This is a genomic window from Psychrobacter fozii (assembly GCF_003217155.1).
Lineage (GTDB): Bacteria > Pseudomonadota > Gammaproteobacteria > Pseudomonadales > Moraxellaceae > Psychrobacter > Psychrobacter fozii.
Window position 1 is genome coordinate 145,837 of the sequence record NZ_QJSU01000009.1, and the last position, 20,280, is coordinate 166,116.

Sequence of the window (20,280 nt, forward strand, 5' to 3'; positions counted from 1 at the left end):
CTACATATTGCTATCATTAACCACGTGAATGATTTAAGGAAGTGTTGCTAATGAGTCAGACTGCCCCTTATGTATTGGTACTCTATTATTCTAATCATGGTACAACCAAAACATTGGCATACGCTATCGCGCAAGGTATCGAAGACGCTGGCATGACGGCACGTATTCGTACGGTACCAACGGTTGCTCCTGAGACGACATCGAGCAAGCCTGCGATACCTGATGAGGGTGACCTGTATTGCACCATGGATGATCTCAAAAACTGCAGCGGTCTGGCGCTTGGTAGCCCAACGCACTTTGGTAATATGGCCGCACCCATGAAATACTTTTGGGACAATACAGTGACACTATGGCTGGCAGGTAATTTGCAAAACAAACCTGCCTCCGTATTTACGGCAACAGGTTCAATGCATGGCGGTCAAGAGACAACGTTACTGACGATGATGTTGCCATTGATGCATCACGGTATGATTATCGTTGGCGTGCCTTATGCCGAACCTGCGTTAAATCGTACCCAACGCGGTGGCTCACCTTATGGTGCTAGCCATGTCAGTGGGGCATCACATGATCAGCCTATCTCACCTGATGAGCGTGAGCTAGGCATCGCCCAAGGTCGCCGTTTGGCTATCAGTGCGACAGCTTTGGCTCAAGCTAACTGGAGTCGCTAAGTGGCCTTTGTATCGTTGAGCCTAAAATGCGACAGCGTTATTCACGCTATTAATGAGGAAGTAAATATATCTAATGGCTACAAACCGCTCCGATAGTGAGATGAATGCTACACCACCAGTACAGAAAACTGGTAAGCCTGCCAAAGTGAATAAACCTATTGCGCCTATCCGTCAGCGTTTGATGGTTACGTGGTTAATTTGGCTCGTCTATAGATTGCTTGGACTGCCTGTTTTCATTAATGTATTCAATCCAAGTAGTCCTGATATCGTCGGCGGTGTCGCATGGCAAATGCTATGGTTAGTGCCAGCATTTATTCTGACACCATCGATACTACGTGGACGCTCGCCTTATGCATTATTAATCAGCAGTATGTTTATACTCGTGTACTTAGGTGCGAGTGGCGTAGTGTTGTTTACACGGGTTTATGGCAGTAGTTGGGCGGAGATAGTTGTCTATCTACTGGATTTTTTACTATTGCTGCTTATCAATGTATGGTTGTTTATTTTGCTTAAACGTCTGCCTTCGATGAATAATGTCGTTAAAAAACCTCGTCAGTAATCCAGCTTGCTTAATGCTTAACTTGCCAAATGCTTAATAAGTAACGCTGAACAAGTAATGTTTGTCAGCTATCAGTATAAAACCAAAAAAAGCGGCGCTCTAATGTAGAGCGCCGCTTTTTTTAATATTTTTTCAGCAGTTTAACAAACGGTTTAATTAACCTTGGTCAGTTCTAAATCCATTTTTTTACCATCATTAATTTGACTCACTTTAACTGGTAAGTAGTCTAAGCTTGGTGCTAACCAGAAGCTAGTAGAGCGACTATCGTCATCATGGACACGGTCGACACGTACTGTATCAAAGGTACCTGCTGGTACAGTTATTTTGGTATTGCCAGATTTCTTAAATGGGGTCTTTTCGATTTTGTCTTTCTTCGCCATGTAGTAGTTGCCAGAGAATTTACCGTTCAATAAATCCTGACGAATCTGTACTTCAAGGCTTAAGTCATCAAAGGCTTGTTGCGACATGTTCATTGTCGTTGATTTGCCTCGGTAGTTGCTTACGACTTTTTTGCTACTTGGATTAAAATCCAGTTTGTGCGTACGGCCTACACCTAAGAGTTTATAAGTCGTGCTGGCTTGGGTTGGCGTGACATTGTTACCGTTAATGGTAAAGGTACTATTTTGCGAGGCGCTAGCCACACCAGCGACGCGGGCGCTAACATTGTATTTCCATGTATTACCAGACTTGTTTAGTGTACGAGTCGCTGTGCCTTTATATTTGTCTTCAACGGTAAAGCTATAATTGGCGGTTGACGGTTGCACAGTCTTTGCGCTGGCAAGTGTGGGTGCGGTCATACTCAAAGCTCCAACGGTAGAGATACTGATGCCTGTCACTAAGGCAGATAAGAATTTAGACTTACTGCGTTTTGCATTATTAACATTGTCGCTCAGTGACTTTCTGTGCATTGATAAAAAACTCATGGAGACCCCTTCATTGATTTATTGCCGATATAGCAAATTTTATCGATCGTTCTTATTATGTTCACAAGATCTATAATGGTCATACGCTGTTACATTTTCAAGCGTGGTGTCATACCGCTTCGTGTAGTGCTTGTAGCAAATGTTTCTATAGTTAATTTAGCATTGGTCAAAATATAAATTCAGCTCATCAATATTTTCAAATATTTCTACTTTTTGTTCTTCATTTGATTAGCATATTGGCTTTACTAAACGTAAAGCATCGGTATGAGATGTTGATTGATCAATTTCTGCAAAATAATCTTGTAAATTTTTGGGCTTTACACTTGAACCGAACTCACCTTGCCCCCACTTTTTGTTACAAGCTCAAGGCTTATCTACAAAGCGTTGTTTTTGGCAGCGTTCCCTATAGATACTGGTATTGAGACCATTAATTCAAATAAACCCTTAATTTTATTAACCAACTTTTGGAGTCATATCGATGAACATTCGTCCTTTACATGACCGTATTGTCGTCCGCCGCATAGAAGAAGAAACAAAAACGGCTGGTGGCATCTTGCTTCCTGGTTCAGCTCAAGAAAAACCTTCACAAGGTGAAGTATTAGCTACTGGTAACGGTCAGATTCGTGACAACGGCGAAACTCGTGCGTTAGATGTAAAAGCTGGCGACAAAGTTTTGTTCGGTCAATATGCTGGTCAAACCGTAAAGGTTGACGGTGAAGAACTATTGATTATGAAAGAGTCTGATGTATTGGGTGTGCTAGAAGGTTAATCCTTTTGAGTATTATTTTATACTCAGCACATTTTGATAGCAGTTTCTAATAATCGCTTTTGATAAGCAACTATCGAATCATTCAACCGTATTCTCATACTTATAATAGTGGAGTAATTTAACATGGCAAAAGACGTAAAATTCGGCATTGATGCCCGTAAACAAATGATGGACGGCGTAAACGTTCTAGCAAACGCAGTAAAAGTGACGTTAGGCCCTAAAGGTCGCAACGTTGTTATCGATAAATCATTTGGCGCACCTACCATCACTAAAGATGGTGTTTCAGTTGCTAAAGAAATCGAGCTAGAAAACAAGTTTGAAAACATGGGTGCACAGTTGGTTCGCGAAGTTGCTAGCCGTACCAACGATGTTGCTGGTGATGGTACAACCACTGCAACAGTATTGGCTCAGTCAATCTTGCAAGAAGGCATGAAATCAGTGGCTGCTGGCATGAACCCAATGGATCTTAAACGCGGTATCGATAAAGCGGTACGTGCTGCTGTTGAGCAAATCCATTTGTTGTCTACACCAGCTGATGATGAAAAAGCCATTGCACAAGTAGGCTCTATCTCTGCTAACTCAGACACCAAAATCGGTGAGTTGATTTCGCAAGCGATGCAAAAAGTCGGTAAGCAAGGTGTTATTACGGTTGAAGAAGGTTCAAGCTTCGAAGATACTCTAGAAGTTGTAGAAGGTATGCAGTTTGACCGTGGTTATATCAGCCCGTACTTTGCTAACAAGCAAGACAGCTTAACGGCTGAGTTTGAAAACCCATATATCTTGCTAGTTGATAAAAAAATCAGTAACATCCGTGAAATCGTGCCATTACTTGAGCAAGTCATGCAGCAAAGCAAACCATTGCTTATCATCGCTGAAGATGTAGAAAACGAAGCGCTAGCAACATTGGTTGTGAACAACATGCGTGGCGGCTTAAAAACTTGTGCGGTTAAAGCACCTGGTTTCGGTGATCGTCGTAAAGCAATGTTAGAAGACATCGCGACGCTAACTGGCGGTACGGTTATCTCTGAAGAGATTGGTCTGAGCCTTGAGACTGCTACTCTTGAGCAACTTGGTACTGCTAAGAAAGTGACTGTTGGTAAAGAAAACACGGTAATCGTCGATGGCGCTGGTAACAAAGCTGATATCGAAAACCGTGTTGAGTCTATCAACCGTCAAATCGAAGAGTCTACTTCTGACTATGACAAAGAAAAGCTACAAGAGCGTGTTGCTAAACTAGCAGGCGGCGTAGCAGTAATCAAAGTCGGCGCAGCGACCGAAACTGAAATGAAAGAGAAGAAAGACCGTGTTGACGATGCGCTACATGCTACTCGTGCAGCGGTTGAAGAAGGTGTTGTACCTGGTGGTGGTGTTGCGCTAGTACGTGCAATGAACGCATTGTCTGAACTAACAGGCGATAACGACGATCAAAACGCAGGTATCAACATCTTACGTCGTGCGATGGAAGCGCCACTACGTCAAATCGTAACTAACGCAGGTGAAGAAGCGTCAGTTGTGGTAAACGAAGTGAAAAGCGGTAGCGGTAACTATGGTTACAATGCTGCTTCTGGTGAATACGGCGATATGATCGAGATGGGTATTCTTGACCCAGCTAAAGTAGCACGTTCAGCACTAGAAAACGCTGCTTCTGTTGCAGGCCTAATGCTTACCACTGAAGTTATGATTACTGACTTACCGCAAGGTGATGACGGTATGGCTGGCATGGGTGCTGGCGGTGGAATGGGCGGTATGGGTGGAATGGGCGGCATGATGTAATTTTACTTCTGCTACAAAGCGATTTTTCTTTGTCAGACGCGCTCAATGTACAATAGGTACTATTTTCGCTGGTCTTCCTCGACAAATCGCTTTTCGCTAGAAGTATTACCAACGTCATAAAGTCTGTTTAATCATTGAAGTCCTGTTATCTAAAGATAGCAGGGCTTTTTTTATCTAGTCCAATATGATAGTGGGCGTCACATAGAAAAGCCCCGATAGGCTGAGCTTATCGGGGTTTTCTTATAATCGTTTGGTATCTTTCAACTAAGAATAAAATCAAATTTACTGATTCACATTATCCCGTCTAAACGTCCACGTCTTATCATCAGAAGCGGCTTCACAATAATAATATCCTGCCAAATCAAACGGCTTTAGCTGCTCAGCATTGGTCAGCTTATTGTCTGCCGCATACTTGACCATTAATCCACGTGCTTTTTTGGCATAAAAGCTAATCACTTTATATTGACCATTTTTCTCATCTTCAAATCGTGGTGTGATGATGTCAGCATTCAGTGCTTTTTTCTTTACAGACTTAAAATATTCATTAGAAGCGAGATTGACTAATGTTTTATCGTCGCTATCAGCCATCCGCGCATTGATAATCTCAGTCACTTCCTCGCCCCAAAACTCATATAAGTTATTACCGCGCTCATTTTTCAGCTTGGTACCCATCTCTAAGCGATATGGTTGGATTAAATCTAAAGGTTTTAACACACCATAGAGTCCTGACAAAATACCTAAGTGCTCATTGACGTAGATAGTCGTGTCTTTATCCATGTGATACATATCAAGACCAGTATAAACGTCACCATCGAACAAATACCCAGCAGGTTTTGCCGCATTAGTATTATCAGTGAATGGCTGTTCTTTACTCCAGTGCCACTGTTGATTACGCGTCGCATTGAGCTGTGCCAAATCATTAGAAATGCCCATCAGCTCTTGTAAATCAATCGGTTCTTTAGACTTCAGTACTTGCATCAATACTTGTGAGTGTTCAATCAGCTCAGGCTGACTATAGTAGTTGCCTAGATTTAACGGTATAGCGTCTGCTTCGTTCAAAGATTTAGCAGGGGAGAGTAAAAAATACATCGTTATTCCTTATTATAGTGAGTCATTGACGATCCAATTACCACGTCAAGCTTACCTATTATACGACACCTATCGTTTGAACTTAACCGGCTCGTTGCTTTTTCACACAATTCTAAAATATATCAATTGTGACTGTTAGAGCTTACCTTCATCTCAAGTATAACCATCAAAACAAGAGAAACAGCACAGGTAATATCGAGGGACCTATCAGCTGTTTGACGCTGTTTGTCTATTGAGGCAATGGTCTGTGATGTGGGGGTGGCCTAGTGATACAAGGTTATATTTTGCAAAGCATTAAGGGTGTTAAAAAAATAAATTTTTTTAATATAACAATAAAAGTTATATAGATGGTACAAATAATTAACTTTTTATTTACTTATGGGTCATCATTAAACAATGAAAGTTGGTGGACGATATACCTATAATAAAAAGGCATGATGGCAAAGTCGCTATCATTTATTAAATTGATGAACCTTTGGTCGCAATACTGATCCAATCAAAACCAAAGGTTTTTTTGTCCCCTGTGCTTTTTAGATGTGCGTTGAGGGTATTAAAGGTAGTCGTGAGACGTAATTATAGTCATTATAAGTACAGTCATTGGACGTAAGTAAGGAGACGGTATGAAAATCGGTGTAATCAGTGCAGATAGCGCGAGCGAGAGCCGTGTAGCCATAACCCCAGACGCAGTCAAAAAGTTGCGTAAACTTGGGTTTGAAGTTGTCATTCAGTCAAATGCAGGTCAAGCAGCGTACTACGCTGATGAGCTGTATCAAGCTGCTGGTGCCGACATTGCCAGCAGCAGTGCCGAGGTCATTACCCAGTCTCAGATTATTACCACCGTCAATGACCTATCAGCTGAAGCCATCGATGGCTTGTCATCTGGTCAGATCGTCATTGGCATGCTCGACCCTTATCGTAATACTCAGCTTGATAGTTATGCGGCTAAAGGTGCAACCGCCTTTGCCATGGAGCTATTACCCCGCACATTGTCACGCGCACAGAATATGGATGTCTTGTCATCACAGGCCAACCTTGCGGGTTATAAAGCAGTATTGCTAGCGGCGAATGAGTATTCACGTCCATTCCCAATGTTTATGACGTCAGCCGGTACGGTTAAGCCCGCCAAGGTTGTTATCTTGGGAGTTGGCGTTGCAGGTCTGCAAGCCATTGCAACCGCCAAGCGCTTGGGTGCCGTCGTTGAAGCCAGTGATTTACGTCCGACGGCTCGCGAGCAAGTGGAGTCACTCGGTGGTAAATGGCTTGATGTGCCGATGAGTGCAGAGGAAGCTGAGACCGCCAAGTCTACCGGTGGCTATGCGTGGACGCCATCAGAGCAGTATGTCAAAGATCAAGCGGCTGTCGTGGATAAAGCGCTCAGCAACGCGGATATCGTTATTACCACAGCGCAGATTCCTGGTCGTAATGCCCCGCGTCTGGTGCATGGTGCAACCCTTGCTAGAATGAAGGCAGGTTCCGTATTGATCGATATGGCTGCCGGTACCGGCGGTAACGTCGAAGGCAGTGTGCCGAACGAAACCATCACGACAGACAACGGCGTACGTATCGTTGGTGCTGCCAATATCCCATCGATGCTTGCAGCACAGTCTTCAGATTTGTATGCCAACAACTTGGTTAACTTTATCACGACCTTAATTGCGCCTGCTGGCGATGACACTTCAGTAAGTGACGCCTCAGCTAAATTGGCACTTAACGTAGACATGGAAGACGAGATTCAGGGCGCACTGGCAGTGACACATGACAATCAGGTACGACTGGCCAAACGCTAGTTTGACTGGCTAAGTTTTTACAGCCTGTCACCACAACATTGTCACCATTAACGTTGTCACCATACATTTGCCAGACATGAATAAATTTTAGGAGGATTAGATGATTGCCACTATTTTAGCGTCAGCACCAGCTGGTGCCGCAATGGCTAGTACACCATTTGTCGCGATTTTTACCGTATTTGTACTCGCTATTTTTGTCGGATACTACGTGGTTTGGGGCGTAACGCCTGCATTGCACACGCCGTTGATGGCCGTCACCAACGCACTATCAAGTATCGTCATCGTTGGTGCCATGCTACAGACCGTTACCATTGATGGTTCTATCTTTACACCAACCAGTATACTTGGCGCTTTCGCCGTATTTTTAGCCAGTATTAATATCTTCGGTGGCTTTGCCGTGACCGAGCGTATGCTTGCGATGTTTAAACCAAAAGTAAAAAAAGCACCAGTAGCAACCACAGATGTCGGAGGTGACGCATGAACGATTTCTCAGCAATGATTGCGGCAAATGCAGATTGGTTCTACCTAGTCGGCGCGATTCTTTTCGTTTTAACCTTACGTGGTTTATCCAGCCCAAAGACGGCTATTCGTGGTAACCGCTTTGGCATGGTAGCGATGGCAATTGCTGTCGTCACGACGTTCTTCTTAGCAGAAGGCCCTGTCCTTTGGTTAATTATTGGCGCGATGATTTTAGGTGCCCTCGTTGGTATGTGGAAGGCAAAAACAGTCGCGATGACCCAAATGCCAGAAACCGTTGCCTTGATGCATTCATTTGTCGGTTTGGCAGCAGTTGCCATTGCACTGGCGACGGTATTGCACACTGAGCAGCAGCATGGCGCCGTTGCCCGGGTTGAGCTGTTTATCGGTTGTTTCATCGGTGCGATTACGTTCTCAGCATCCGTCTTTGCCTTTGGTAAATTAGCAGCTAAAAGCTGGGCGAAAACACTGGTCGGCGGCTGGGTAAAACCTGTCCAAGCGCTATTATTCATTGCGATGATTGGTTTTGGTGGCGTGTATTTCGTTACTGACTCATTACCCGCATTTTATGCGATGGCAGTGATTGCCGTTATCTTTGGTTGGATGTGGATTGCGCCAATCGGTGGTGGTGACATGCCAGTAGTTGTATCACTATTGAACTCGTTCTCTGGTTGGGCAGCAGCAGGCATTGGTTTCACCCTTGGCAACTCAATGCTGATTATTGCAGGTTCGCTCGTTGGTTCATCAGGTGCGATCTTGTCTTACATCATGTGTAAGGCCATGAACCGCTCATTACTCAACGTCTTATTTGGCGGTATGGGTACAGGAGCTGTAGCAGCGGGCGCTGATGATGGCGCACCGAAGAACTACAAAGCTGGTTCGGCAGAAGATGCAGGTTTCTTAATGGCCAACGCCAGTAGTGTGGTCATCGTACCGGGTTATGGTATGGCACAGGGCCGTGCACAGAATGCAGTAAAAGAGTTGTATGAGCTGCTAAAAGAAGAAGGTGTGAATGTGCGTTTTGCCATCCATCCGGTCGCGGGTCGTATGCCAGGTCACATGAACGTCCTATTGGCTGAAGCTGACGTCCCTTATGATGATATTTTAGAGATGGATGAGATTAACTCAGACTTCGCGAGTACAGATGTGGTGTTGGTCATCGGTGCGAACGACGTGGTAAACCCATCTGCGAAAGACGATCCAACCTCACCAATCTTTGGTATGCCGATTCTAGAAGTCACCAAAGCGCAAACGGTCATGGTCATCAAGCGTTCAATGAACACGGGTTATGCAGGGCTTGATAACAGCTTGTTCTATATGGACAAAACCATGATGATCTTTGGTGATGCCAAGAAAATGGTCGAAGAGATGGTTCGCAGTATTAATGGCGCAGGTCATTAATCATTAAAATATATGTTTAACTATTAGCTTTTGCCTATAAATTTTTAAGTAAAGAAAGTCACTGAGGTGGCTTTTTTTGCGTTAAAGTAGGCAGCATTTATATGACATCGATATCTATACAAAATAAGAGTTAAGGGAGTTACTTATGAACATGTTGATACGTTTTTTTATTATGGTTAGCTTGCTAAAACAACAACTAAAACAGCAATCAATGAGCGAGCGCATTAGTATAGAGACGTTGACCGAACCGACTGTCCGTAATTATCGAGTATTGCCGCATGACATGGGGTTTCGTGACCACTTGCCTAACTACCGCTATCTGTCTTTTATTGAATTAAATGTCACTCGCTGGGTAATGGCGTGCTGTCATCAAAAAGGCATTAAGAAATTGAATTGGGTGATGTCCATGCAAGAGATGGTTTACCTGAAACCAATCAAGTTTTTGGATAAAGTGACACTCAGTAGTAAGGTTGCAGGATGGGATCAGAAATATGTGTATTTTGAGCATCGCTTTTTTGTAAAAAATCAGCTGATGAGTATGGGTATGACCAAATTTATCTTTACAGATAAAAAAGGCAAGTGTACGCCAGAAGTATTGGATATGGTAGGGGAGCATTTGACCGATACTATTACCACATGGAACAGTAACCAAGCTGCTTTGAAGTCTGCCAAGTCGGGGTAGATAGTATAAGCTGCCATATAAAATTAACTTGTCTATAATCATCTGATGAATTTTGGTAAAATAGCGCCTATCAAATCGTCAAAACCATTTTATCAAAATCGTTTAAAATATAAGGAGCCGCTATGATCCCGCAAAAATTAAAATGGACGGACAGCTTAGATATCGCTATTGAGTTGTATGAAAAGTTCCCAGAGACCGATCCACAATATATACGCTTTACCGATTTGCATCGTTGGGTGACTGAACTTGAAGGCTTTGATGATGATCCACAAAAATCAAATGAGGGCATTTTAGAAGCCATTCAGATGAATTGGATCGATGAAGCAGATTAGAGTAACTTTGCAACACTAATGGCTTTTTTAGTACGCGCTCATTTCAATACTATCTCACATAAAAAACCGTACAAATATACAGGATATACCGCATCATGACTTCACAAATTAAAGAGCTACCAGAAGCGATAGCTTGCAGTGGCATTAGCGTTCGTACTACCAACAACGCTGAGATTAGCGAAGAAACTGCCAAACTGGGTCGTTTATGGCAGAAGTTTTACCAAAACCATGCCAGTGATCTGCCTAAAGGTGAAGATATTTATGGTGTCTATCATAACTATGAGAGCGATGATTTGGTCGGCGCTTTTGATGTGGTTGCCAGTTGGAAAGTAGTCAGTGAGCAAGAGCCATCAGACAATGAAAAGACTGCTAAATCTACAAACCTAGTAACAGTAGATATTCCTGCAGGGAAGTACATGGTATTCTCTGAAGAGGGTAGAATGCCTTACACTGTGATGAACGCTTGGGAAAAAGCTTGGACTTATTTTAATGATCGCAACTGTGAGCATACCCGAACTTTTGATGTCGATTTTGAGCATTATATCGATGGCAATCTAGAGTATGGTCAAGTTGATGTCTATATCGGTATCGAGTAAAATTAGTATTGAATAAATCAGTAAAAATAATAAAAAAGCGCCAAATCTAATTAAGATTTGGCGCTTTTTTTAATGATAATAAGACATTAATCTAGCAGCAAGTTCTCTAAAATCCCTTCATAAATCTGTGCCAATCTACCCAAATCATCGACTTCTACCTTTTCATCAACCTGATGAATTGTGGCATTACGTACACCTAGCTCGACTACTTGCGCGCCTGTTGGTGCGATAAAGCGTCCATCAGAAGTACCGCCTGAAGTAGATAGTGTGGTATCAGTGTCAGTCACCTTTTTGATTGCTTTTTGACAGGCAGAAACCAGTTTACCTTCAGGGGTCAAAAACGGCTGACCAGATAACTTCCAATGGATATCGTAGCTCGCCTTATTTTCTAAAATCTGGTTATTGGCAAAGTATTTATCGAAGATAGCATGCGTTTTTGCCTTCAGCTGATCTTCAGTGGTTTCTGTTGAAAAGCGGAAGTTAAACACAACTTCTAACGTTTCAGGAATGACATTGGTTGCGCCCGTGCCACCATTGATATTAGATATTTGCAGTGATGTCGCTGGGAAATAGTCATTGCCATTGTCCCATGCAGTCGAGGTCAATTCAGTCAATGCTGACATCGCAGCATGAATAGGGTTGCATGCTAGATGCGGATAGGCGACATGACCTTGCTTACCAGTCACTGTAAGCACTGCACCTAATGAGCCACGACGACCATTTTTAATGATATCACCTAGCGTATCGGTACTTGATGGTTCACCAACCAAGCAATAGGTGATTTTTTCTTGACGCGCTTCTAAGGTCTCGATGACTTTTACTGTGCCGTTGATTGATGGGCCTTCTTCATCTGAGGTGATTAAAAAAGCAATCGAACCATTGTGCTCAGGGTGATTGGCGACAAAACGTTCGGCTGCGACAGTAAAAGCCGCAATGCCTGTTTTCATATCAGCCGCACCGCGCGCCCATAGATACCCATCAGCAATGGTCGGGGTAAATGGAGGATAAGTCCAGTTCTTCGCATCACCGGTTGGTACGACATCGGTATGGCCTGCAAAGCAAATGACTGGATCAGTAGTGCCGCGGCGGGCCCACAAGTTTTTGACTTCAGCGTGTTCGCCCTTTGCCTGTCTATCACCATAATACATAAACTCACAGTCAAAGCCCGCTTGTTCCAATCGCTCCGATAGTATGTCTTGGCAGCCATCATCATCGGGCGTCACTGAAGGGCGTTCTAGCAGTTCGATGCTTAAATCTAACGTTTCTTGTTGATGGCTTGCTGATTGATTATTGGTAGTTTGGTGATTGTTGTCAGACATGGATAAACCTTTTATATGTAAAGTTAACTTTTAAATTTGATATTGCGAAAGTAGTGGACCACTTGTTTGTTTTTATAGTGGCTTACGACTCAAATCACATTATATTGTTTATGAATAAGTGACGATTTAATTGTTTTCTTCAACGAACGGTACCAAGCCATCTCGGCGCATCCAAGTAGCGATAGAATAACGCTGACGATGAGCGATCTGTACCTGATGTCGTAAGTCGCTGTCAAATATCACCAGTCTATTGGCAACAGGCATCACATTATGATGAACGCCTTGTTTATCGACAACTTCTAATGCGCCACCATCGTTGGCGGCCCACTCATCATTTAGATAAAACACGGCTGAAATAACACGTTCGTCACGCCCAGCAGGGTTGTCACTGTGCCACTGATAGCCAAAACCTACCGGATAGCAGGCATAATGCGCTTCACTATGGCGAATACCCGCGAACAAGCTACGATTGAATAAGGCAGCAAGAGTGTTGATACTTTCTAAGTAAAAAAAGCCTGCAAAGAAATTTTCGGTGATCCAGCGTATTTTATCACCGCGAATATCGCTTACCCGAATGCCAGCAGTGAGCTGTGCATCACGATATTCAATAAAACCGCTCTCTGCTTGTAGGGCTAACAAAGCGGTACTATTAAAGACATCATCGATAATAATCCAACCATCGTTGACGAACTTATCAAGCTGTACTTCAGTCAGATTGTCTTCCCAGCTCACAGCAAAATCAGAGGCTTGCAATACATGTTGGGTTGGGATTTCTGGGACGTCACTATGACCCTCTGGAAACAGTAATGGTGGATTATCCGGACCTATTGGCTGATCGGCTATCAACTCTGTTACGTTCAGGTTGCTAATAATCTGCGTCATTTCATCTCATTATTGTCAATCAGCTGTCGATATACCGCCATTCAATGCATTTTTATTGAAAGCACTTACCAAAACCACATTATCTTTTACTCTGCCTATGCTACCATAGATGCAATTTTTCTTATTTAAACTTTTGAGATTATGAACTATAAACACGCCTACCACGCTGGTAACTTTGCTGATGTGGTCAAACACATTTTATTGGTACAACTGCTCAATCAACTAGGGCAAAAAAACAAACCTTTTTATGTGCTTGACGCTTATGGCGGTCGCGGACTTTATTCACTTAGCAGTGAAGAAGCGCGCAAGACTGGAGAGGCCAAAGGTGGTATCCAAGCCTTATTGAATGCCGATACTGAAAAGGCACCTGCTGCTGTCAAAGACTATATGGAAGGCATCAAGCAAGCCAGATTTACTTATGACAGTAAAGTCTATCCTGGTTCTCCTTGGTGGATTGCTCACCATGTCGAAAAAAACCCAGAAGCGGGCGTACGTGGCGAGGCTTTTGAAGCTAAAGCCAGCGAATATGATGCGTTGAACTATCAGCTACATAAATTGCCAATCGGTATCCATCACCGTGATGCCTTTGAAGGTATCACTGCGGTTATTCCGCCAAAAGAGAAGCGTGGTCTAATTTTTCTTGATCCTCCTTATGAGCAAGAGCATAAAGACTTTACACGCCTTATCAATTTGTTGGTTAATTCTTATAATAAGTGGCCACAAGGCACTTATGCGCTTTGGTTCCCTATTAAGAACGTTGAAGCTGTAGAACTGTTCTATAAAAAGCTTAAGCGTACTGAAATGCGCCGTCAATTGGTGTGTGAGTTGAATATTTATCCAAATGATGTTGCGGTTGGCCTTAACGGTACAGGTCTGCTGGTTATCAATCCACCTTGGCAGTTTGACAATCATGCGCGTGAGATTGTGCGTTTCTTGCAGCCTGCTTTAAAAGTAGCTGATGCGCCAGACTTAACACCTGATAGCGCGACCAATGTGCGCTGGTTAGTCGGTGAATAACTGGTTCAATGAGTAGCAATGTCGGCAAATAAGGATATTAAGATGACCAATACACCATCATCTACAGGTCAATCAAACCACGTTTCCTCAAAGGATACGGCTCTAAATGATGGATTGCTACAAGACAGTGCAGCAACTCAGCCACCATTTATCGATGAGCATGAGTTCAATATCCGCCTAGCGGAAAATGACAGTTATGACGGTTTGACCTTTGAAGTGATTGAAGCTGAAGTAACAGAAGGTCAGCGAGTGGTCAGTCGCGGTGTGTATTTAGCGCCCAACTTAATTACAACTTTGTCGCTACTGTCAGGCTTTTATTCAATTTTGGCCAGCACACAAGGCGAGTTTTATAAAGCCTCATTGGCTATATTTTTGTCCGCTATTCTTGATGGGGCTGATGGGCGCGTGGCACGTATGCTCAATGCACAGAGCCCATTCGGTGAGCAATACGATTCTTTGGCAGATATGCTAGCGTTTGGTGTTGCACCTGCTATTTTGATTTATAGCTTTGCTTTAGAGCCGTTAGGTCGTATCGGGATTGGCTGTGCATTCGTCTTTACTGCTTGTGCCGCTTTTCGCCTCGCACGTTTCAATGTGCAGGTTGGCATTGTCGATAAAAAGTACTTCGTTGGCCTAGCAAGTCCACTTGCCGCTATCTTAGTGACGTCTGCTGTCATGGTCGCAGTCGATCATAATGAGTGGATTGGTCAGTACGATACAGCGGTCATGTTCTTGTTTGCCGCTTGGGTCGTAACTTGTGGTCTACTAATGGTCAGTAACGTCAAGTACTATAGCTTCAAAGAATTTGATAAAAAGAAAGTACCTTTCGTTGTTCTTATCATCGGTGTGCTGGTCATGAGTATCATACTCTATGATATCCCTGTCGGCCTTTTAGCGATTGGTATTATCTATGCGTTGTCTGGTATTGTTACTACGGTCAAAATAAAATTTAAGGGGCTGTAGTAGATAAGAATTAAATATCACACCATTTTCTCAGCGTTTTAAGCTGATTAGACGGTGACCCATAGTTAAATCTAAACTCGCACTCTTTCAAAAATAAATGGAAATGCTTCTTATCAATCCCATTATATTTTCTGAGTGTTCGTTTAGACTGATTCCAGAAGTTCTCAATGCCATTGATGTGATTGTTTTTACCGCAAGTGAACTCTTTAGAGTGATTGACTCTGAAATGTTTGAATTCGCTCACATCTAATGCATTGTAACTTCGATAGCTATCAGTATAAACAAAGCTGTCAGGCTTGATTTTACGCTTGATGACAGGCATTAGGGTAGTCTGTTTGGTGTCTGCTACGACAATGGTATAAACCTTACCGTTTCGTTTTAGAATACCGAACACGGCTGTTTTACCAGCAGCTCCGCGACCTCTTTTGCCTTTACGTACGCCGCCAAAGTAACTTTCATCTAATTCGACTTCACCATCAAAGAGCTCATCGGCTTGCAATGAGAGATGGTAATCTATCACAAGTCTAATTTTATGATAAAAAAGCGCAGCAGTGTTAGGTTGAATATTGAGTAAATCTGCGGCTGTTCTAGCGGTTACTTCAGCCGTAAAAAACTCTAACAGCCTTCGCTGTACTTTTTTACTTAGTTTACAACGGGTTATCTTCATAAAAGTAGTCTAGCATAGTGCTTATCTACTACAGCCCCAAATTTAAAATTTAAAACAGATATCTGTCTTATGTTACTTTATACCATTACTAGTCGTTTTCAGGCTGGAGCTAAATCAAAGTAGTCACGTTAGACTAATTATTCAATACATGTAATGAGAGCCGCTTATTTTCTAATAAGCGGCTTTTTTATGCGTGCTATCAAATAGTTGTTTTTACCTTTTAATTCAAACATTTCAATATATTCCTTAAAGTATATGTTCATCTGTTACAAATTCAAAACAAGAACTTTACAAATTTAACATAATATTCCAGAATGTACTTATAACGTTTCTTTTTATGTCTGTATTGCATATAAAATTATTTTTTAGAATCAGAAGAACGGATTTAGTAGGTAGCTTAAATCAAGAGCAAGTCAATCTAGTGCTTGATTTATCACTTATCAAACGATACGGATATCAAATTCTACAGGTAATTATTCATTCAAATTAACGTTTATATTTTTGATCGACAGTGCAACTGTTGCTCTATTTGTTATAGCCATCATATGGTCGCTTCGATAGCAACTTTATACACACAGGATATTCTCATGTTAAACCATGTTTACCGCGTTGTTTTTAATCGTTCTACGGGTTGCTATACAGCCGTTAGTGAAATCAGCAAGTCGGGTGGAAAGTCTAGCAACATATCAGGTCAAATTGGTACTGTGCCAGCTAGCCAAACAGGCGCATCACTACGTCGACATGCCATTGCCACTGCAATTGGCTCAGTGTTAGGATTAACAGCGATGACTGCTCAGGCAGATGTGTGCTTAACGCAATTCAATGGACCAGGTGGAAATATCGCTTCACAAAATACATCTATAGCTTGCGGATTTGAAAACCAAGCGCAAAATGAATCCAGCTCAGCAGTAGGTTTTCGAAATCAAGCTTTGAATACTAATTCAACAGCAATAGGTTACGTCAATACCGCTTCAGATTTTTCTAGCTCAGCAGTAGGTTCTCAAAATAGAGCTTTGAATACTAATTCAACAGCAATAGGTTATGTCAATACCGCTTCAGGTTCTTCTAGTTCAGCGATTGGCCATAAAAATGAAGCGTCAAGTCTATATAGCTCAGCGGTAGGCAACACTAATATTGCCTCGGGTGAAGGCAGCTCTTCGATAGGTTCTGGTAATAGTGCTTTAGGTAATGCCAGTTCTGCTATAGGTTCAGAAAATTATGTCGTAGGTTTTAGAAGCTCAGCATTTGGTAACGAAAATAGAATAACAGAAGGTTTTGGATTAGCTGCAGGTCGCCTTAATCAGGTTGAAGGCTATATTGGTACGGCTGTAGGCTATAGTAATAAAGCAATTGGTGGAGCTAGCTCTGCAATAGGTTATATTAATACCTCTGCAGGGGATTATAGCTTGGCAATAGGTAGCGACAACTCAACCGCCAACGAACGTAGTACAGCGGTAGGTAGTCTAAACACAGCCTCAAATCTGAATAGTTCAGCAGTGGGTTATAGTAACGAGGCATCTGGTCAAAGTAGCTCAGCACTAGGTAGCGATAATACTGCTTCGGGTGATGACAGCTCAGCAGTGGGTCGTAGCAACATAGCCTCAGGAAGTTTCAGCTCAGCGTTGGGTTATGGCAACGAAGCCTTAGGAGGTTTCAGCTCGGCAGTGGGTTTTAACAATGAATCCTCAGGTAATGGTAGCTCAGCGATGGGTAGTGGTAATACAGCCTTAGGACTTACCAGTTCAGCGATAGGTAATTTTAACAGAGCCTCAGGAGTTACCAGCTCAGCAGTGGGTTTTGCAAATGAAGCCTCAGGTATTGATAGTTCAGCGATGGGTAGCCGTAACACAGCCTCAGGTTTTAATAGCTCAGCGATGGGTATTCGTAACACAGCTTCAGAATCAGGCGCGACTGCCGTTGGTAGTGGCAGTACTTCTACACAAGTTCCAGTAGTAGATGCAGTGGTGCAAGCTGATTTTACCGCTGCGACCACGCCTATACAGACAGACGCTTACAATCGACGCTTTAAAGACGATGGAAATGGCGGTCAGATCTTTGAGTTTGCAGTGAGTAACTATGAAGCTCTAGGCACAGGCGCGACCGCGAGCGGCATCCGCGCGACAGCTATCGGTAATACATCAGTAGCAAGTGGTCGTGACAGCGTAGCGATGGGTACAGAATCAACGGCTAATATTCGTAACAGTATTGCTCTAGGCGCACAAAGCAAAACATCAGTTGACGCAGGTGTACAGGGATTTGGTGCTGATGCTAGAACCGATGCCACATGGCAATCGACTTTAGCCGCAGTCAGTGTCGGTGACACTAGTGATGCTAATAACTTGCAGACGCGTCAAATTACGGGTGTAGCAGCAGGTACATCCGATACTGATGCCGTGAATATTGCTCAGTTAAAAAAGTTAGAAACAACAGGTATTTCTTATTTCAGTAATGTAGCAACCGCTTTAGGTGGGGGTGCACAGTTCAGTAATACAGGTGTATTTCAAGCACCCACATATAGAATAAGCAATGCAGACTACAACAATGTAGGTGCAGCGCTCACCGCAGTTGACGGAAAGTTAACGGATTTACAAACACAGATAAATACGATTGAGCTCACACCTGGACCTAAAGGCGATACGGGAGTAATTGGTCCACAAGGTCCAGTAGGTCAGAACGGAACAGATGGTTTAAACGGTGCTGATGGCACCAATGGTAAAGACGGTATTGATGGTGCTCAAGGTCCAGTTGGTCCAGCAGGTCAGAATGGAACAGATGGTTTAAACGGTGCTGATGGTACAAATGGTAAAGACGGCATTGATGGTGCTCAAGGTCCAGTTGGTCCAGTAGGTCAGAACGGAACAGATGGTTTAAACGGTGCTGATGGTTTAAACGGTGCTGATGGTACAAATGGTAAAGACGGCATTGATGGTGCTCAAGGTCCAGTTGGTCCAGCAGGTCAGAACGGAACAGATGGTTTGAACGGTGCTGATGGTACAAATGGTATCGACGGCGCTAAAGGAGATAAAGGTGATTCAGGTATCAGTGAAGAAGCTAAAGTTGAATTAGAAAACAAAATCGAAGATAGCCAAGCTCGCTTCTTTAGCGTTAATGATTCTAGTAACAGCGAAGATGCAGGTAATTATAACAGTAATGGCGCTACTGCTGACGGTGCGATAGCGATCGGGGTTAACGCTCAATCTAAAGGTCAGGACAGCGTCGCTATAGGCACTAATAATACAGTGACTGGCGATCAATCTACTAGCGTGGGTAATGGCAATGTCGTTTCAGGTGATCGCTCAGGTGCGTTTGGAGATCCCAATATCGTCGGTGGTAACGCCAATTATGCAGTTGGTAACGACAATGTCATTGGTGATACTACTAGTAACTCTGTAGTACTAGGTAGCAATGCAACTGTTGGTGCTACAGCGGCAACAGTTGGTACCAATAGTACACCAGCTTTTGAAAACGAGACTAATGCCTCAAACTCCGTCGCTATCGGTGAGTCGGTGAACATTCAAGCAGCTAATGCAGTGGCTATCGGTGCTAATAGTAGTGTAACTCATAGCAATGCTATAGCATTAGGAGCAGGGTCGCAGACCAGTGCAGACAATACCGTATCAGTGGGCAACGCAAACAGCCAGCGCCGAATTACCAATGTCGCCGCTGGTATCAGTCCAACTGATGCAGTTAATGTCTCTCAGCTTGATCAAAATCGTGCTGAAGCCTTCGGTTATACAGATAGAAGAATAAATGATCTAGAAGGAGAGACCTACTCAGCAGTTGCAGGCGCGCTTGCTTTCGGTGCTTTACGTTACCCCAATGTACCGGGTAAAGTCAGCGTTGGTCTGGGCGGTGGTACATGGGAAGGTGAGACAGGTTATGCATTTGGTGTCGGTTACACCACATCTGACGGACAGTTTTCTATCAGTAGTGCTTTTGGTGGTAGTGGCAGCCAAAATGGTGGTAACGTTGGCGTAAGCTATACTTTTGACTAACGTTTAGTGTTAAGAAATCAAAAAATACTTGAGCCTACTATTGTTTTTGATAGTAGGCTCAATCAATTAAATCTATGAAGTTAGAAGATTTCTGAAAAACTTTCCTTGTTTTCTATTTGAGATCTCGTAGGATGCATTTAATCGTAAGGGAAGTAGATTAGTGATGTGGATAACCAAGCTTATTTGAATTAAGTTAAATTACCTCTTGACTCGAGATTTAAAGGGTCTATAATACGCCCCTCAACAGGGAGAACTGGCGGTAATTAGGAACTAATTACTTAATTAAAACCCAGTTAACTCATTGAAACGAAATTAAAAAAGAAGTTGACAGACTATTAAAACATGATATGATAGTCAGCTCGCTAAATAGGATAAGCCACA

18 protein-coding genes are annotated in these 20,280 nt (G+C 43.0%); 13 read left to right on the forward strand and 5 right to left on the reverse strand.

What is annotated here, in order from left to right:
• Positions 1-50 precede the first annotated feature (50 nt).
• Together wrbA and DFP82_RS12115 are read left to right on the forward strand one after the other, a co-directional pair.
• Positions 51-668: an NAD(P)H:quinone oxidoreductase gene (wrbA, locus tag DFP82_RS12110; RefSeq protein WP_110923975.1), complete on the forward strand. Its 618-nt coding sequence runs from the start codon at positions 51-53 to the stop codon at positions 666-668.
• A 73-nt stretch (positions 669-741) separates the two neighbouring features.
• On the forward strand, positions 742-1,227 hold the full coding sequence (locus DFP82_RS12115) for a hypothetical protein (protein WP_110923976.1): 486 nt from the start codon (positions 742-744) through the stop codon (positions 1,225-1,227).
• A 152-nt stretch (positions 1,228-1,379) separates the two neighbouring features.
• Here DFP82_RS12115 and DFP82_RS12120 read toward each other — a convergent pair whose 3' ends face one another.
• A complete protein-coding gene (locus DFP82_RS12120; RefSeq protein ID WP_425450611.1) occupies positions 1,380-2,135 on the reverse strand; it encodes a DUF3108 domain-containing protein in 756 nt (251 codons plus the stop codon).
• A 493-nt stretch (positions 2,136-2,628) separates the two neighbouring features.
• On the opposite strand from DFP82_RS12120, the gene DFP82_RS12125 reads away from it, so the two are divergent.
• Both DFP82_RS12125 and groL read left to right on the forward strand, forming a co-directional pair.
• Positions 2,629-2,919, forward strand: a complete 291-nt coding sequence (locus DFP82_RS12125; RefSeq protein WP_010196840.1) for a co-chaperone GroES — start codon at positions 2,629-2,631, stop codon at positions 2,917-2,919.
• 123 nt (positions 2,920-3,042) lie between these two features.
• Positions 3,043-4,692, forward strand: a complete 1,650-nt coding sequence (groL, locus tag DFP82_RS12130; protein ID WP_110923978.1) for a chaperonin GroEL — start codon at positions 3,043-3,045, stop codon at positions 4,690-4,692.
• Between the two features lie 282 nt (positions 4,693-4,974).
• Here groL and yaaA read toward each other — a convergent pair whose 3' ends face one another.
• Positions 4,975-5,781, reverse strand: a complete 807-nt coding sequence (yaaA, locus tag DFP82_RS12135; RefSeq protein ID WP_110923979.1) for a peroxide stress protein YaaA — start codon at positions 5,779-5,781, stop codon at positions 4,975-4,977.
• Between the two features lie 620 nt (positions 5,782-6,401).
• On the opposite strand from yaaA, the gene DFP82_RS12140 reads away from it, so the two are divergent.
• The 6 genes from DFP82_RS12140 (at position 6,402) to DFP82_RS12165 (ending at position 11,056) form a co-directional block, all read left to right on the forward strand.
• Positions 6,402-7,568, forward strand: a complete 1,167-nt coding sequence (locus tag DFP82_RS12140) for an NAD(P) transhydrogenase subunit alpha (protein ID WP_110923980.1) — start codon at positions 6,402-6,404, stop codon at positions 7,566-7,568.
• Positions 7,569-7,710: 142 nt separating this feature from the next.
• Positions 7,711-8,049, forward strand: a complete 339-nt coding sequence (locus DFP82_RS12145) for a proton-translocating transhydrogenase family protein (protein WP_197177695.1) — start codon at positions 7,711-7,713, stop codon at positions 8,047-8,049.
• Positions 8,046-9,446 carry an NAD(P)(+) transhydrogenase (Re/Si-specific) subunit beta gene (locus tag DFP82_RS12150; RefSeq protein WP_110923982.1) on the forward strand — a complete coding sequence of 467 codons (1,401 nt, stop codon included), beginning with the start codon at positions 8,046-8,048 and terminating at the stop codon, positions 9,444-9,446. Before DFP82_RS12145 ends, DFP82_RS12150 begins: the two co-directional genes overlap by 4 nt.
• 145 nt (positions 9,447-9,591) lie before the next feature.
• A complete protein-coding gene (locus DFP82_RS12155; RefSeq protein ID WP_110923983.1) occupies positions 9,592-10,128 on the forward strand; it encodes an acyl-CoA thioesterase in 537 nt (178 codons plus the stop codon).
• Positions 10,129-10,250: 122 nt separating this feature from the next.
• Positions 10,251-10,460 carry a Fe-S cluster assembly protein IscX gene (gene iscX, locus DFP82_RS12160; protein ID WP_010196865.1) on the forward strand — a complete coding sequence of 70 codons (210 nt, stop codon included), beginning with the start codon at positions 10,251-10,253 and terminating at the stop codon, positions 10,458-10,460.
• A gap of 95 nt (positions 10,461-10,555) precedes the next feature.
• Positions 10,556-11,056 (forward strand): GyrI-like domain-containing protein, encoded by a 501-nt coding sequence (locus DFP82_RS12165; RefSeq protein WP_110923984.1) that lies wholly within the window; start codon positions 10,556-10,558, stop codon positions 11,054-11,056.
• Between the two features lie 86 nt (positions 11,057-11,142).
• On the opposite strand, the gene dapE is transcribed toward DFP82_RS12165, so the two are convergent.
• Positions 11,143-12,375, reverse strand: a complete 1,233-nt coding sequence (dapE, locus tag DFP82_RS12170) for a succinyl-diaminopimelate desuccinylase (RefSeq protein WP_110923985.1) — start codon at positions 12,373-12,375, stop codon at positions 11,143-11,145.
• Positions 12,376-12,501: 126 nt separating this feature from the next.
• Positions 12,502-13,257, reverse strand: a complete 756-nt coding sequence (locus tag DFP82_RS12175) for a 2OG-Fe(II) oxygenase (RefSeq protein ID WP_110923986.1) — start codon at positions 13,255-13,257, stop codon at positions 12,502-12,504.
• 141 nt (positions 13,258-13,398) lie between these two features.
• Between DFP82_RS12175 and DFP82_RS12180 the strand changes: the two genes are divergently transcribed.
• Positions 13,399-14,274 carry a 23S rRNA (adenine(2030)-N(6))-methyltransferase RlmJ gene (locus DFP82_RS12180; RefSeq protein WP_110923987.1) on the forward strand — a complete coding sequence of 292 codons (876 nt, stop codon included), beginning with the start codon at positions 13,399-13,401 and terminating at the stop codon, positions 14,272-14,274.
• Positions 14,275-14,316: 42 nt separating this feature from the next.
• On the forward strand, positions 14,317-15,237 hold the full coding sequence (gene pssA / locus DFP82_RS12185) for a CDP-diacylglycerol--serine O-phosphatidyltransferase (RefSeq protein ID WP_245905716.1): 921 nt from the start codon (positions 14,317-14,319) through the stop codon (positions 15,235-15,237).
• 10 nt (positions 15,238-15,247) lie between these two features.
• Here the strand turns inward: pssA and DFP82_RS12190 are convergent, their stop codons facing one another.
• On the reverse strand, positions 15,248-15,904 hold the full coding sequence (locus tag DFP82_RS12190) for an IS1595 family transposase (protein ID WP_110923988.1): 657 nt from the start codon (positions 15,902-15,904) through the stop codon (positions 15,248-15,250).
• Between the two features lie 587 nt (positions 15,905-16,491).
• On the opposite strand from DFP82_RS12190, the gene DFP82_RS12195 reads away from it, so the two are divergent.
• Positions 16,492-19,899: an ESPR-type extended signal peptide-containing protein gene (locus tag DFP82_RS12195; RefSeq protein WP_181416316.1), complete on the forward strand. Its 3,408-nt coding sequence runs from the start codon at positions 16,492-16,494 to the stop codon at positions 19,897-19,899.
• Positions 19,900-20,280 lie beyond the last annotated feature (381 nt).

What these genes read in the sequence shown, in the direction of transcription:
- wrbA (WP_110923975.1), top strand. Translation starts at nt 51, where the DNA reads ATGAGTCAGACTGCCCCTTATGTATTGGTACTCTATTATTCTAATCAT.
- DFP82_RS12115 (WP_110923976.1), top strand. Translation starts at nt 742, where the DNA reads ATGGCTACAAACCGCTCCGATAGTGAGATGAATGCTACACCACCAGTA.
- DFP82_RS12120 (WP_425450611.1), bottom strand. Translation starts at nt 2,135, where the DNA reads ATGCACAGAAAGTCACTGAGCGACAATGTTAATAATGCAAAACGCAGT.
- DFP82_RS12125 (WP_010196840.1), top strand. Translation starts at nt 2,629, where the DNA reads ATGAACATTCGTCCTTTACATGACCGTATTGTCGTCCGCCGCATAGAA.
- groL (WP_110923978.1), top strand. Translation starts at nt 3,043, where the DNA reads ATGGCAAAAGACGTAAAATTCGGCATTGATGCCCGTAAACAAATGATG.
- yaaA (WP_110923979.1), bottom strand. Translation starts at nt 5,781, where the DNA reads ATGTATTTTTTACTCTCCCCTGCTAAATCTTTGAACGAAGCAGACGCT.
- DFP82_RS12140 (WP_110923980.1), top strand. Translation starts at nt 6,402, where the DNA reads ATGAAAATCGGTGTAATCAGTGCAGATAGCGCGAGCGAGAGCCGTGTA.
- DFP82_RS12145 (WP_197177695.1), top strand. Translation starts at nt 7,711, where the DNA reads ATGGCTAGTACACCATTTGTCGCGATTTTTACCGTATTTGTACTCGCT.
- DFP82_RS12150 (WP_110923982.1), top strand. Translation starts at nt 8,046, where the DNA reads ATGAACGATTTCTCAGCAATGATTGCGGCAAATGCAGATTGGTTCTAC.
- DFP82_RS12155 (WP_110923983.1), top strand. Translation starts at nt 9,592, where the DNA reads ATGAACATGTTGATACGTTTTTTTATTATGGTTAGCTTGCTAAAACAA.
- iscX (WP_010196865.1), top strand. Translation starts at nt 10,251, where the DNA reads ATGATCCCGCAAAAATTAAAATGGACGGACAGCTTAGATATCGCTATT.
- DFP82_RS12165 (WP_110923984.1), top strand. Translation starts at nt 10,556, where the DNA reads ATGACTTCACAAATTAAAGAGCTACCAGAAGCGATAGCTTGCAGTGGC.
- dapE (WP_110923985.1), bottom strand. Translation starts at nt 12,375, where the DNA reads ATGTCTGACAACAATCACCAAACTACCAATAATCAATCAGCAAGCCAT.
- DFP82_RS12175 (WP_110923986.1), bottom strand. Translation starts at nt 13,257, where the DNA reads ATGACGCAGATTATTAGCAACCTGAACGTAACAGAGTTGATAGCCGAT.
- DFP82_RS12180 (WP_110923987.1), top strand. Translation starts at nt 13,399, where the DNA reads ATGAACTATAAACACGCCTACCACGCTGGTAACTTTGCTGATGTGGTC.
- pssA (WP_245905716.1), top strand. Translation starts at nt 14,317, where the DNA reads ATGACCAATACACCATCATCTACAGGTCAATCAAACCACGTTTCCTCA.
- DFP82_RS12190 (WP_110923988.1), bottom strand. Translation starts at nt 15,904, where the DNA reads ATGAAGATAACCCGTTGTAAACTAAGTAAAAAAGTACAGCGAAGGCTG.
- DFP82_RS12195 (WP_181416316.1), top strand. Translation starts at nt 16,492, where the DNA reads ATGTTAAACCATGTTTACCGCGTTGTTTTTAATCGTTCTACGGGTTGC.